This is a genomic window from Haloparvum alkalitolerans (genome assembly GCF_055381565.1).
The window spans coordinates 1,062,605-1,075,765 of sequence record NZ_AP043938.1; the positions used below are offsets into that span (position 1 = coordinate 1,062,605).

Sequence of the window (13,161 nt, forward strand, 5' to 3'; positions counted from 1 at the left end):
CGGAGGGGCCTCACTTCCGGGAGACGAGCGCGCTGATGAGCGTCTCGTCCTTGTGGAGCGTTTCGAGCTGATTGGCCGGGCCGATGACGGTGAGCTTCTTGGCCGACTCGCGGCCCATCAGCCGGTCGAGGAGGCTCTGGTCGGTCGCCTGCGACTGGGGGTAGGTCTCGATCTCGATGCCGGAGAAGTCGTCGGGACTGATCTCGGTCATCGTCACCTCGATGAGCTTCGACTCCTCGTCCGGGGAGAGCCCCTCCTCGAGGATGACGATGTTTCCGTCGCGGACGCCGTCGAGGATGAGCCGGATCTTCTCCATGCTCGTGAGCCCCTCCATCCGGGCGCCGCTGATGAGGTCGATCTGGACGCCGTCGTCCGGTTCGTCCGCCGATTCGTCGGAGGTGACTTCGGGCATTATCCGAAGTACTCCGCGATCTTGTCGTACACTTCGTCCATGTTCTCGCCCTCCAGCGCCGACAGCGGGATCGTCTCGTGCTGGGGGAAGGCGTTCGCGACGCGCTGGACGTTCGACTCCGGCAGGTCCGTCTTGTTCGCGAGGATGAGCACCGGCAGGTCCTGCGACTCGATGATGCCGATGAGCATCGTGTTCACCTGCGTGAACGGGTCGGTCGTCGAGTCGAGCACGTAGATGACGCCGTCGACGTCCTCGCGGAGCCAGTGCATCGCCTCCGCGACGCCCTCGGTCGCCTCGCGCGACCGGCGGACGGCGTCGTCCTTCTCCATCTCGTGGTCGAGGAACTCCTTGTAGTCGACCTTGGTGGTGACGCCCGGCGTGTCGACGATGTCGATGGTCACCTTGCGGCCGTTACGCTCGATCTCGACGCCCTCCTTGCGGCGCGCCCGCCGCGTTTCGTGCGGAATGTGACTCTCCGGTCCGACCGCGTCGCCGGTCCAGTCGCGCGCGATCCGGTTCGCGAGCGTCGTCTTCCCGGCGTTCGGCGGGCCGTAGATACCGATACGTTTGGGCTCGCTGTCGGTGAACAACCGATCCGAGACCCGTGATATACTGTCCCTGAGATTTGTGAGCAGTCCCATCCTGATTCCGGCCTCCCTCTCTCGCGCGGGGATTGTAGCTACTCTCTTCGCCGCTCTCACTTAACAACTGCGTCAGACACACCTACAAAACCGGGGAAGACGCCTCGAAGCCACCGGTCAAGCGGCCGGCTGGTGACCGTTTGACTGCGAGAGCGTTCACTTAGATGGGCGATCGATTTCAGGAACGGGTCGCTTCGTCCTCCGGATAGGTAGTCCGGATAGGCAGCTCGGATAGGCGGTCGCTTCAGTTTCCGGACGGACAGTCACCTCGCTCGAGACGAAGGTTCCACCTCCCCCACCCCTTCGTTTCGTGTGGAACGTTTGGTTGGGGAGGGTGGTTTTGTCGTTGGGCGGGTATTCTCGGAGAGAAGCGTCAACCAACAGGAAAGAACAGCCGATATATTTCTTGTCTTCCTGTATTACGGGTACTGTTTTAGAAGTAGCGTGTTAAAGCCACCGGAAATAATAGACCCCCTCCCCCCCCACCCACCATCCACCGCTCCACACGAAACGAAGGGGTGGGGGGCACCCCACCACCCCCCGTTTCCCGTCGACACCCCGCCCCCTGTCGGTAACAACAGAACACCGACAACTGAATACCGACTTTTTCGGAACGAAGATACCCGCGGTACACGACGTGTCTTCACGGTTGCCGGCTCGATCCGGCCAATACTCCCCTCGTGTCGAGTTGGCCAGGCAGCTCCGAACCATGAAACGACTCCCCTCAGTCGACATTCAGCCGAAGCCTTCAGTCGACATTCAGCCGAAGCGCTCAGTTCAGTCGAAACGCTCCCCGCTTGGCCTCGATGTTTCTGTGACGCACTTCTCCGACGAAAGACGACGAGTGGAGGTTCTCCCTTCCGCATCCTCCTGACGTTCCGTATCCACCTGAAATGCTGCCCCCATTATCGACTGCAACCGTAGGCTATCGATTTCTCGGTTGTTTCTCCGAGATCCGACCGGTACCGACCCTATCTCGGTGGCTCATCGACGTCGGTCTCGCCGCCGCTTTGGATCGGTTGGGCTCCGTGGTGGCTCACTCGCCCCCTGCTTCAACTGGAGAGGGGAACACTTTTATTCCGTCTGTTCATCTGGTTCGCCTGCATCAATTGGACGCGCCCGGCGGATATATTCACGCCGGAAAGCTCGTATTCGGCAGATAGGGACGATCTGACACCATTCCCGGGCGCGTTTTCCACCTGAAATTGGGGGGTATCCATGGACGACACGAACGACGACCACCAACAGACCGCGTCGCGATCCGATGCCGCGTCCGCAACTGACGACGGGACCGTATCCGACGCCGACGACGAGGAGCCCGACGCCGCGACCTCGACAGACACGGATAACGAAACCGATAGTGACGCCGCAGTCGATGGCGACGCTGCAGTCGGTGGCGACGTCGCGGTCGATGGCAATGCTGCGGTCGACGGCAACGCTGCTGTCGATGGCAACGCTGCGGTCGATGGCTCGAGTGAGCCGAACTCGCCCGACCCGGTACCGCACACCGAGGGGGAGTCCGAGTCCTCGACCAGACCGTCTTCGGTGAACGGCGAGACACCGCCTTCGGCAGACGCGGACGGCGCTGAGGGGGCCGACTGGGAAGCGACCGACATCGACCTCGAAGTCGGGTCGACCTCCGGTCGCGACCGGTCGTCTCCGGACGTGGACCTGGTCGGCGACGTCCTCGACGAGGAACCCGACGAAGACGAAGACAGTCGAGGGCTGTTCGACGACCTGCTCTCCGGCGAGCCGATCTTCGAGAACAAGGAGGTCCTCCGCCCGTCGTACACCCCCCACGAGCTCCCGCACCGGAACGACCAGATCAACCAGATGGCGACGATCCTCGTCTCCGCGCTGCGCGGCGAGACCCCTTCCAACATCCTCATCTACGGGAAGACGGGGACCGGAAAGACCGCGTCCGCGAAGTTCGTCTCCAACGAGCTGGAGTCCACCTCCCAGAAGTACGACGTACCCTGCGAGGTCGAGTACATCAACTGCGAGGTGACCGACACCCAGTACCGCGTGCTCGCGCAACTCGCGAACAAGTTCATCCGGAAGAACCAGGAGGTCATCGACGACAAACTCGACCGGCTCCGGGACCTCCGCTCGCGGCTCGACGACGAGGGTGCCGACGAAGGCGACGACGCGGTAAACGCCGACGCGACGACCACCGACGCGACGACCACCGACGCGACGACCACCGACGCGACGACCACCGACGCGACGACCACCGACGCGACGACCACCGACGCGACGACCACCGACGCGACGACCACCGACACCGCAGACGCTGAGGCCGTCGACCCCATCGATCCCTCGGCGTTCGACTCGATCGCGGAAGTCGACGATCGAATCGCGGAACTGGAAGACGACCGCGAGGAGATGGAGGAAGTGCCCATGACCGGGTGGCCGACCGACCGCGTTTACACGACGTTCTTCGACGCGGTCGACTACAACGAGCGCGTAGTCGTCATCATGCTCGACGAGATCGACAAGCTGGTCGAGAAATCGGGGGACGACACACTGTATAACCTCTCGCGGATGAACTCCGAGCTCGACAACTCCCGGATCTCCATCATGGGCATCTCGAACGACCTGAAGTTCACCGATTTCCTCGACCCGCGCGTGAAGTCGAGCCTCGGCGAGGAGGAGATCGTCTTCCCCCCGTACGATGCGAACCAGCTCCGGGACATCCTCCAGCACCGCTCGACCGCGGCGTTCAAGCCCGACGCGCTCACGGACGACGTGATCCCCCTGTGCGCGGCGTTCGCCGCCCAGGAACACGGCGACGCTCGACGCGCGCTCGACCTGCTCCGGACCGCCGGCGAACTCGCCGAACGCTCGCAGGCGGAGATCGTCGGCGAGGAGCACGTCCGACAGGCCCAGGACAAGATCGAACTCGACCGCGTCGTGGAGGTCGTCCGCACCCTCCCGACCCAGTCGAAGATCGTCCTCTTCGCGGTCATCCTGCTGGAGAAGAACGGCGTCCACAACATCAACACCGGCGAGGTGTTCAACATCTACAAACGGCTCTGCGAGGAGATCGACGCCGACGTACTCACCCAGCGCCGCGTCACCGACCTCATCAGCGAGCTCGACATGCTCGGCATCGTCAACGCGGTCGTCGTCTCGAAGGGCCGCTACGGCCGCACCAAGGAGATGAGCCTCTCCGTCCCCATCGACGAGACCGAGGCCGTCCTGCTGTCGGACTCCCGACTCGGCGACATCGAGAACGCGCAGCCGTTCGTCCAGGCCCGCTTCGACAACTGACGCCGGAACATCGACCGCCGGCTCTTCGAGGGTTTCTCGCCGACGTCGCTTTTCCGAAGCCGTCCGTCGACCAGTTTTCGGAAGTCGCCTGTCGACAACCAGTCGGCCAGTTTTCGGAAGCCGTCCGACGAGATGGTCACGCGCGCCGGCGCGTCGCGACCGCACCGGCACCGATCAGGCCCGCCCCGGCACCCGCGACACCCGAAAAGGCGCCGCCGAAGGTTCCCGAAAAGGCGGTGCCGCCGAACAGGGTCGCCTGCCCGGTCGCGATCAGTCGGATCCAGCCGAGGTAGGGGATGCGGAGTCGCGCGACGCCCGTGACCCAGTCGTCGCGGACGACGCGGGCGATCCCCTGCGCCTGGTCGTAGTGGGCGTTGTTGTCGCCCTTCGTGATGTAGCCGGTCGCGGGCGCGGGACAGTTCCGTAGCTCCGCACAGCTGTCGGCGCTCATGTACTCCTCGTTGGCGCGGTCGTACCAGTTCTCGCCCTCCTCGACCCGGAGGTGCGCTCGATGAATGATCGGCGAGCCGCCCGATCTCGGGTCGTCGAACACGACGACGGAGCCGTAGCCGCCGAACGTGCGGTAGTCGGCCGACTGCCCCTCCTCCTGCGTGACGATGCCGTTCTGGGCAGTCGCGACGTCCGGAGCGAACCGACCGGGCTCGGTGACGACGATCAGGTCGCCCTTCTCCATGTTCGGCTCCATGCTGCCCGACTCCACGGCGACCATCGGCGGCCAGACGCCGCTGATCCCGAACAGCAACAGCCCGACCGCGAGCACGACCACCGCGCTCGAGAGGAACTCGCGGGTCCACATGAGCGGCCCCGACTTCGCGTGCAGAAACCTGCTCAGTAGGTCGGCGTCCGCCCCGCTTCCGTCCCCCGTCGCGGCCTCGCGCTCCGCAGCCGCGGTCCCGCGCTCGGGGCTCGGCGCGTCGGCGGCGGTCGAGGCCGTCCCGCTATCGCGCTCCGAGTCTGCGCCCGCGTACTGGCGGTCGTTGCCGCCGAACGGACCGTCCTCGGGGAGCCCGTCTCCCCCATCGCCCTCCTCGCCCCCATCGTCGGCGTCCGTCGTCTCGGTCCCGGGATCGCGGCCCTCCCGCTCGTCCTCGTCGTCGGTCGGCGGGGTATCCCCGGGTTCCATCGCCTGCGGGTTGGCCACGTCCGGTGTTGAAACTTCTGGGTTCCGGCGCCGTCGGCGTCCGGAAGTCCGCCCCCGACACGCGACCCGATCGGTCCGGCACGCTTTTGCCCGCCCTGTCCTTCCGAAGCGGTGTGCCGCTGGAGTCGTCGTCCCGGATCGTGAGCGAACTCGCGAGCCGCGGCTACAACGCCGAGCGCGAGGCGGTGACCCTGCTCGCGGGCGCACCGAACCCCGCGCTCACGCTGGAGGCCGCGGTCGAGCACGCGCCCGACGACGCCCTCCGAATCACCACCGAACACGTCCGCGCCGTCCTCGACGCCGACGGCGCCCCGGACGCGCCGACCGCTCCGGACGCGGACGCCGCGACCGCCACTCGGGGAGAGACGACCGCAACGACCGGGGAGGGTTCGTCGTCGCCGACCACCGCTGCGGATCCCGATGAGGATCCCGCTAAGGCCCCCGATGAGGCCCCCGATCAGGACCCCTCCGTTTCGACTGGAGACACACCGCATAAACCACCATCAGAAGCAGTCGGGACTCCAGTCGAAACGAAGGGGGATGAAGACGGAGATACAACGGTCGACGCCGCCCACGATCGCGACCTCTCGCTCCGCGAACTGGCGATCGCCAACGACATGACCGGCAACAGCACCGGGACGGGCGAGTACGGCGACTTCGTCCGGACGTTCCGGGACCGGTACGAGCGCCTCTCGTCGGTCCTCCGCGGGCGCGTGAATCACCGGCCGGCGGAGGCCATCGACGCGATGCCGGGCGGGAGCGACGCCGCGATGATCGGGCTCGTCAACGACGTGCGCTCGACGAAGTCGGGCCACTGGCTCGTGGAGCTGGAGGACACCACGGGCACGTTCCCCGCCCTGATCATGAAGGACAAGGGGATCGCGGACAACGTCGACGAACTCCTGCTGGACGAGTGCGTCGCGGTCGACGGGACGCTCGCGGACGACGGCGGGATCCTGTTCGCGGACGCGCTCCACTTCCCGGACGTGCCGCGGACGCACCGCCCGAACACCGCGGACAGACACGTGCAGGCCGCGCTCATCTCGGACGTCCACGTCGGGTCCCAGGAGTTCATGGCCGACGCGTGGCACCGCTTCACCGACTGGCTCCACACCGAGGAGGCCGCGCCGGTCGAGTACCTCCTGCTGGCCGGCGACATGGTCGAGGGCGTCGGCGTCTACCCGAACCAGGACGAGGAGCTGGACATCGTCGACATCTACGAGCAGTACGAGCGCTTCTCGGAGTACCTCAAGGAGGTGCCCGCGGACACGGAGATCGTGATGATCCCGGGCAACCACGACGCGGTCCGGCTCGCGGAGCCGCAGCCCGGCTTCGACGACGAGCTCCGGGAGATCATGTCCGCTCACGACGCGCGCATCGTCTCGAACCCCGCGACCGTCACCGTCGAGAACGTCTCCGTCCTGATGTACCACGGCGTCTCGCTCGACGAGGTGATCGCGGAGCTGCCCGAGGAGAAGGCCAGCTACGACGAGCCGCACAAGGCGATGTACCAGCTCCTCAAGAAGCGCCACGTCGCGCCGCAGTTCGGCGGCCACACCCGGGTCGCGCCGGAGGACCGCGACTACCTGGTCATCGACGACGTGCCGGACGTGTTCCACACCGGCCACGTCCACAAGCTCGGCTGGGGGAAGTACCACAACGTCCTCGCGGTCAACTCCGGCTGCTGGCAGGCCCAGACCGACTTCCAGAAGTCCGTCAACATCGACCCGGACGCGGGCTTCGCGCCCATCCTCGACCTCGACACGCTGGAGATGACGGTCAGGAAGTTCTCCTGAGGTCGGTGAGGACCGGTGAGGAAACGGCGCCGGTGACCTTACGTCTCGCTGCCGGAGGCTGCCGGGTCCAACCGGTACCGCACGGTCGGCGTCCCCTCGAACCGCGGACCGGAACCGACCGCCGAAAAGCCGGCGCGCTCGACCGCCTCACGCTGACCGTTCGCGGTCTCCTCGACGACGACCTCGACGAGCATCTTCTCGCGCTCGGCGAACCGGACCGGCTCCGCGAGCAGGCGCTCGACGGCCTCCGGATCGCCCGCGAATCCGGTGACGTGGACCGCGTCCGGGCGCGCGTCGAAGGCGACGTAGCCGGCCGGGTCCGACGGCTCCGTCGGGTCGCCGGGATCGCTGGTGTCGTCGGGGGGCCCGCCGCCCGCGTCCGACTCGCGGACGGCCACCCGAACCGACCGCTCGTGGACGGCGTCGCGGACCGCGTCGACCGGCCGCGACGCGAGCGCGGCGACGGCCTCGGCGTCGGCCTCCACGGCGTCGCGTACGTGCATGGGGGAGTCGTTCCGTCGCGTGGGTCATAAATGCGCGCCCGGCGACCCGCGAACGGCGCTCCGGGATGCCCCGAAAACCGTGCCAACGGTTCACAATTCCGTGTCCTCGCGGACGACAGAACTTATGTGTCGAGCGGCCGTTCGGCCGCGTATGCTGCGGAGCGTCTTCGACAGGGCTGATGCCGTCGTTCGCCGGGCCGCGGAGCGGACGGGCGTGCTCACGGGGTCGGCGACGCTGCTCGGCGTCGGCCTCTGGCAGGGGGTGCAGGTGCAGGGCGTCACGCTCGCGCTGTGGGTCATCAGCCTGCGCGTCCTCTACCTCGACGCGGTCGCGACGTTCGTCGGCTTCACGGCCTTCTTCACCCTTGCGGGCGGGCTCCTTCTGTGGGAGGTCACGCGCCGGCGGGATGAGGACCGCTACCTGTACGAGGGGCCGACGGTCGATGCCCTGATCCCGGTGTATCGGGACGGCGAGGTTCTCGAGCGGAGCGTCGAGAGCCTGCTCGACAGCGAGTACGCCGACCTGCGGATCCGGGTGATAACGGAGCCGGGCGACTGCGGGACCCGGGGCGTCGCGGAGGCGCTCGCCGCCGAGCACCCCGCGGTCGAGGTGCTGGAGAACGGGCGCCCGGGGTCGAAGGCGGGCGCCATCAACGACGCGGTCGCACGCTCCGACGCCGAGCACTTCCTCGTGTTCGACGCGGACGAGGTGGTGGCACCCTCTTTCGTCCCGGCCGCCGTCGGCGCGCTCGCGGACGGCGCGGACGTGTTTCAGGGGCGGCGGGTCCCCGAACCGACCGGGCTCGTCGAGACGCTCGCGTACTGCGAGCGCGCGCTGTTCCACGCCAGCTACAAGCCGGTGGAGCTGACCGGCTTCGCGAACTGCCGGAGCTCCTCGACCGCGTTCACCCGCGAGGCGCTGGCGACGGTCGGGGGGTACGCCGACTGCCTCACCGAGGACTTGGAGTTCGCACACGCCTGCTACCGACACGGGCTCGACGTCGAGCAGTGTCGCAACCACGTCAACCTGATGGAGGCGCCCCACACGCTCGGCGACCTGTGGGGCCAGCGCAAGCGCTGGCGGACCGGACAGGTCGAGGTGCTCCACCGAACCCTGCTCGGAAAGGGCGACGGGAGCCACCGTCGGCGCCTGCTCTCGCTCGGCCGCCTCGTCTCCAGCATGCTGGGGAGCCTGCTCACGCTGACGCTCGCCTCGAAGTTCGCGGTCCTGATGCTCGCAGACCTGGCGCCGTTCTACCTCGCGCCCGTGCTCGTCGTGGGGGCCACCGTCGGGGGGCTTATCGTCCGGGACCGCGCGGACGGGGCCGTCAATGGCGCGCATCCGGTCTGGCTGGCGACGCCGCTCCTGGTGCCGTTTTTCGGCGTGCTCACGCTGTCGTCGGTGCTCGGCTACGCGCTGACGTGGGACGGCGACTGGTTCCGCGTCGCGAAGACGGCGGGGAGCTGACGGGACCGGGACACTCCCGGCCGCGGTCGCGCGGAACTGGATGGTTTTAAGCGGGGCGCGGCCGCAGGTTCGGGCATGAGCAAGGCAACGAAGATCGTGGTCGGAACGGTCGGATCGGCGGCGCTGCTGTCGGTACTCGTGGTCCTGATGTACGTGTTCGCCTGAATGTTCGCGTCCCGAGAGCTCCCCGCTGACGTGGCGGCCGTCCGCGAGGCCCACGCGCCCGAGGCGCCCGTTCTCGACGCGGAGGCGGACTTCGAGACGGTCCCGCCCGCGGTCGCGGAGGACCTCGGGCTGTTCGTCGACCGGCTCCGCCCCGCGAGCTACCCGGCCGACTGGCTCCCCGAGGACGCGCCGGAGACCCTCCGGAGCTACGCCGGTCCCGAGTTCACGGTCGGGATGCCCGGCGGCGGGACCGTGGTCTGGACCGACCAGACCGCGCCCGAGACCGTCCTCGTGAAGCGCCGCGCGGAGACCACGCCGGACGACTTCCTCGCGTTCCTGCTCGCGGAGGCGTTCGTCGAGGTCGGGGCCGACCCCCCGACCGGCGCTGTCGCGGGCGCGGCCGCGATGCCGGAGGGCGCGACCGGGATCCCGGAGCACTTCCTCCCCTTCTTCGGCGAGCGGTACGCCGATCTGGACGCGGCGATCCGGGATCCCGAGGACCCCGCGGGCTACGGCCCGACGGACGTCTACCAGGTCGCGAACGCGCTGTTCGACGCGTGGGTCGGCCTGCAGACGCGCGAGACGTTCGAGCAGTGGGCGGACGACCCCGAGCGCGAGCGCCTCCACGACGCGTGGGTCGACGCGGGCGAGCGCCTGACGGACCGGCTCGAGGAGCTTCCGGGCCTCGTCGCCCGCGGCGAGACGGACTTCGCGAACGCGACCGAGTACGCCTGTTCGGCGGTCAGACACGGCCTCGACCTCCCGGCGCCGTTCGCGGCGCTGGACACGACCGCCTTCCGCGACCGCGGCGCGCCATACGCCGTGAAGTGGGCCGAGAAGACGTTCGACGCTCTTTCCGACGCATAGGACGACGATTTATGAGTCTTCTCGGCCGGCGGCAGCCCAGTTCCCAAGAGTGACGTTCCTCGAAGCGTCTCCGCCGACTCCACCTGCTTCGCTCGGACTTTTTTTGCTCCTGCTGTCGATCCGTCTGATCTGGACAGCAACACCCAGAAAGCCCCAGCCGGCTCGACCGGCCGCGGTACGCTCTGCGCGCTCGCGTCTCTCCACACAGCCCGACGCGAGTGTTTGAGGCGCCGGGGCCGGATCGAGCCGGCTGCCCCTTTCAGTCCCACCCCGAACCGCGACCGCACAGCAGCCTCGTACCTCCCCAACCTCGCCGCAGCCGCGGTCGCGTGACCGCACTGCCACGCGACCGCGGCTGCGGGCTCCACCGAAAATCGGAGATTTTCGAGCAGCCGGCGTGCGGTAGCGCACCGGAAACCGCAGGTTTTCGAGCCGCCGTTCGCTCCGCACCGCGCTCACGGCGACGCCGGCGACCTCGCGCGCGTTTCTCGCGCGCGCCGACAGCACGGCACCGCTACAGTACCGCCACAGCAGTGTATCCGCTCGCCGGACGAACATTTTTGCCGGATAAAGCGGAACTCCCGCCGTGAGTGCAGCTTGGTAGCCGGTCGATAACCGGTTTCTCGCGGCTGCAGCGCGAGGTCGGCGACCGTTTCGCGGCGCTCAGAGGTCGGCGACGTCCTCGATGGCGTCGGTGAGCTCCTTGACGCTCTCGACCGTGTGCTCGCCCATGTGCCCGATCCGGAACGTCTCCTCGCCGATGTCGCCGTAGCCGTTCGAGAACACCATGTCGTACTCCTCTGAGACCGCCTCGATGGTGGCGGCGACGTCGATGTCCTGCGTGTTCTCGATGCAGGCGACGGTCTGCGACTCGTAGCCCGCCTCGGGGAACATCGCGAAGTGCTCCGCGGCCCACTCGTGGACGTACTCCTGCATCTCGCGGTGGCGCCGGTCGCGGGCGTCGAGCTCCTCCTCGAGCATGTGCTTCATCTGCTTGCGGTACGCTAACATGACCGGGATCGCGGGCGTCGAGTGGGTCTGCCCCTTCCGGTCGTAGTAGTCGAGCGCGCGCTGGAAGCCGCCGTACCACGAGGCGGAGTCCTTCTCGAGTTCGCGCTCGTAGGCCTCGTCGCTGACGACGCAGACCGCGAGGCCGGGCGGCATCGCGAACGCCTTCTGCGTGGAGGCGAAGATGGCGTCGATGCCGTGGGCGTCGATGTCGACCGCGTCGCCGCCGAGCGCGGAGACCGCGTCGACGACGAAGTATGTGTCCGGGTACTCCGCGACCACGTCGCCAACCTCCTCGATGGGGTTGCGGATCCCGGTCGAGGACTCGTTCATCACGCACGCGACCACGTCGTACTCCTTATCGCTCGACTCGATGGCCTCGCGGACGTCCTCGGGCTTGACCGCCTGTCCCCACTCGTACTCCAGGCGGTCGACGTTCCGCCCGAGGCGCTCGGCGACGTTGGCGTGCCGCTCGCTGAAGCTCCCGCAGGTCGGCACGAGCAGGCTCCCGTCCTCGTCCACGAGGTTGAGCGTCGTCGCCTCCCAGAACTCGGTGCCGGAGGCGGTGAGGATCATCGTCTCGTTGTCCGTTCCGAGGAACTCCTTCGTGTCCTCGACGATGGTCGTGTAGAGGTCGGTCATCCGGTCCATCCGGTGGCCGAACATCGGCTGGGCCATCGCCTCGATCACGTCCTCGCGCACCTCCGTCGGGCCGGGGATGTACAGGGTCTTCTCGGGGTAGTCGCCGGTGTACTCGCGTTTCTCGGTCATGTGGTCCGTTGGTGAATGGACCGGGCCGAGGGAGTATGGTGTTTGTGATGCCCGCGAGGTTCCGTCACTCCTCCCCGCCGGGCAACAGGTCCGGCTCCGTGATCGAGGGGTGGACCCGGACCGCCCCCGTCCGGTAGCGGACCCACCACGCGGTCGCGGCGGAGCCGACGAGGATCCCCGCGAGCCCGAGCAGGCCCGCCTCCGGGCCGAACGAGCCGCCGGTGACGAGCTCCGGGCCGGTCACGCGCGTCTCGACGACCGTCGCGGGCACGCCGAGGCCGCTGACGCCGAAGCCGTAGACGCCGCCCTGCACGAGGTTCCACGTCACGTGGACGCCGATCGGGATGGCGAGTTCGCCGGTCAACACGTAACCGAGCGCGAGGAAGACGCCCGCGAGCCCGATGATCGCCGTCGAGAGCGCCGTCGCGCCGGGGTTGGTCGCGTGGAGGACCCCGAACACCGCCGAGGACGCGACCGTCGCGACGACGACCGCCGTCCGATCGCCGGCGAACCGGAGCCCCTCCGCGACGTTCGTGAGGAGCCACCCGCGCGAGATCAGTTCCTCGTAGATCCCGACGGAGAGGAACAGGAAGAGGACGACCGCGAAGCCGGCGACGAACGAGCCCTCCGAGACGAACGTGCCGGTCGGGACGTACCAGCCGGCGCCCCAGCCCACCAGGAAGATGCCGGTCTGGAGCCCGGCCCCGAGCGCGAGGCCGAAGCCGAAGTCGACCCACCACGCGCGGTCGATCCGGAGCCCGTAGTCGGTCCAGCGCCGGCGGTCCACGAACCGCGCCGCGAGCGCGAGGCCACCGACGGTCGCGAGAAGCGAGACGACGCCCGTCAGCGCCAGCCCGCCGCCGGCCGGCGCGACCAGCCCGGACGCACCGAGGACCAGAACGACGGCGACCGCGACCGCGAACAGCAGGAGCGTGCCGACCCCGAGCCTGAGCGGCGCGCGGACGCGCGCCTCGCCGCCGTGCCAGGCGGCGCGCCGAAGCGTCGCGAGGATGTCCATGTCGGATGCCCGCCCGGGACCGACTTAAAACTGCGAGGAGAGCCGGGGACGCTGGGTCCCTCGATTCCCGGGGAGCG

General features: G+C 68.1%; 11 protein-coding genes. 5 read left to right on the forward strand and 6 right to left on the reverse strand.

Annotated features, from left to right (window positions below):
- Positions 1 to 10 precede the first annotated feature (10 nt).
- Together ACZ432_RS07735 and ACZ432_RS07740 are read right to left on the reverse strand one after the other, a co-directional pair.
- The gene (locus ACZ432_RS07735; protein WP_426964633.1) at positions 11 to 412 is read right to left on the reverse strand and encodes a DUF2073 domain-containing protein; all 402 of its coding nucleotides are present in this window, start codon (positions 410 to 412) and stop codon (positions 11 to 13) included.
- Positions 412 to 1,053: an Era-like GTP-binding protein gene (locus ACZ432_RS07740; protein WP_426964634.1), complete on the reverse strand. Its 642-nt coding sequence runs from the start codon at positions 1,051 to 1,053 to the stop codon at positions 412 to 414. The genes ACZ432_RS07735 and ACZ432_RS07740 overlap by 1 nt, the downstream gene beginning before the upstream one ends.
- A 1,218-nt stretch (positions 1,054 to 2,271) precedes the next feature.
- Between ACZ432_RS07740 and ACZ432_RS07745 the strand changes: the two genes are divergently transcribed.
- Complete coding sequence (locus ACZ432_RS07745; protein ID WP_426964635.1) at positions 2,272 to 4,326, forward strand: Cdc6/Cdc18 family protein; 2,055 nt, start codon at positions 2,272 to 2,274, stop codon at positions 4,324 to 4,326.
- A 136-nt stretch (positions 4,327 to 4,462) separates the two neighbouring features.
- Here the strand turns inward: ACZ432_RS07745 and ACZ432_RS07750 are convergent, their stop codons facing one another.
- The gene (locus ACZ432_RS07750) at positions 4,463 to 5,470 is read right to left on the reverse strand and encodes a S26 family signal peptidase (protein ID WP_426964636.1); all 1,008 of its coding nucleotides are present in this window, start codon (positions 5,468 to 5,470) and stop codon (positions 4,463 to 4,465) included.
- A 131-nt stretch (positions 5,471 to 5,601) separates the two neighbouring features.
- On the opposite strand from ACZ432_RS07750, the gene ACZ432_RS07755 reads away from it, so the two are divergent.
- Positions 5,602 to 7,284, forward strand: a complete 1,683-nt coding sequence (locus tag ACZ432_RS07755) for a DNA-directed DNA polymerase II small subunit (protein ID WP_426964637.1) — start codon at positions 5,602 to 5,604, stop codon at positions 7,282 to 7,284.
- 38 nt (positions 7,285 to 7,322) lie between these two features.
- Here the strand turns inward: ACZ432_RS07755 and ACZ432_RS07760 are convergent, their stop codons facing one another.
- Positions 7,323 to 7,787 (reverse strand): hypothetical protein, encoded by a 465-nt coding sequence (locus tag ACZ432_RS07760; RefSeq protein WP_426964638.1) that lies wholly within the window; start codon positions 7,785 to 7,787, stop codon positions 7,323 to 7,325.
- 151 nt (positions 7,788 to 7,938) lie between these two features.
- Between ACZ432_RS07760 and ACZ432_RS07765 the strand changes: the two genes are divergently transcribed.
- The 3 genes from ACZ432_RS07765 (at position 7,939) to ACZ432_RS07775 (ending at position 10,287) form a co-directional block, all read left to right on the forward strand.
- On the forward strand, positions 7,939 to 9,255 hold the full coding sequence (locus ACZ432_RS07765; RefSeq protein ID WP_426964639.1) for a glycosyltransferase family 2 protein: 1,317 nt from the start codon (positions 7,939 to 7,941) through the stop codon (positions 9,253 to 9,255).
- Positions 9,256 to 9,330: 75 nt separating this feature from the next.
- Positions 9,331 to 9,420, forward strand: a complete 90-nt coding sequence (locus ACZ432_RS07770) for a hypothetical protein (RefSeq protein ID WP_426964640.1) — start codon at positions 9,331 to 9,333, stop codon at positions 9,418 to 9,420.
- Entirely contained in the window at positions 9,421 to 10,287 is an 867-nt protein-coding gene (locus ACZ432_RS07775; RefSeq protein ID WP_426964641.1) for a DUF7089 family protein, read from the forward strand.
- Between the two features lie 663 nt (positions 10,288 to 10,950).
- Here the strand turns inward: ACZ432_RS07775 and ACZ432_RS07780 are convergent.
- Entirely contained in the window at positions 10,951 to 12,066 is a 1,116-nt protein-coding gene (locus ACZ432_RS07780) for a pyridoxal-phosphate-dependent aminotransferase family protein (protein ID WP_426964642.1), read from the reverse strand.
- Positions 12,067 to 12,130: 64 nt separating this feature from the next.
- The gene (locus ACZ432_RS07785; protein WP_426964643.1) at positions 12,131 to 13,084 is read right to left on the reverse strand and encodes a CPBP family intramembrane glutamic endopeptidase; all 954 of its coding nucleotides are present in this window, start codon (positions 13,082 to 13,084) and stop codon (positions 12,131 to 12,133) included.
- Between the last annotated feature and the right edge of the window lie 77 nt (positions 13,085 to 13,161).

Bases quoted from the DNA above. Each gene is read 5' to 3' on its own strand.
- ACZ432_RS07760 (WP_426964638.1), bottom strand. From the start codon at position 7,787: ATGCACGTACGCGACGCCGTGGAGGCCGACGCCGAGGCCGTCGCCGCG.
- ACZ432_RS07785 (WP_426964643.1), bottom strand. From the start codon at position 13,084: ATGGACATCCTCGCGACGCTTCGGCGCGCCGCCTGGCACGGCGGCGAG.
- ACZ432_RS07775 (WP_426964641.1), top strand. From the start codon at position 9,421: ATGTTCGCGTCCCGAGAGCTCCCCGCTGACGTGGCGGCCGTCCGCGAG.
- ACZ432_RS07780 (WP_426964642.1), bottom strand. From the start codon at position 12,066: ATGACCGAGAAACGCGAGTACACCGGCGACTACCCCGAGAAGACCCTG.
- ACZ432_RS07765 (WP_426964639.1), top strand. From the start codon at position 7,939: ATGCTGCGGAGCGTCTTCGACAGGGCTGATGCCGTCGTTCGCCGGGCC.
- ACZ432_RS07745 (WP_426964635.1), top strand. From the start codon at position 2,272: ATGGACGACACGAACGACGACCACCAACAGACCGCGTCGCGATCCGAT.
- ACZ432_RS07750 (WP_426964636.1), bottom strand. From the start codon at position 5,470: ATGGAACCCGGGGATACCCCGCCGACCGACGACGAGGACGAGCGGGAG.
- ACZ432_RS07740 (WP_426964634.1), bottom strand. From the start codon at position 1,053: ATGGGACTGCTCACAAATCTCAGGGACAGTATATCACGGGTCTCGGAT.
- ACZ432_RS07735 (WP_426964633.1), bottom strand. From the start codon at position 412: ATGCCCGAAGTCACCTCCGACGAATCGGCGGACGAACCGGACGACGGC.
- ACZ432_RS07770 (WP_426964640.1), top strand. From the start codon at position 9,331: ATGAGCAAGGCAACGAAGATCGTGGTCGGAACGGTCGGATCGGCGGCG.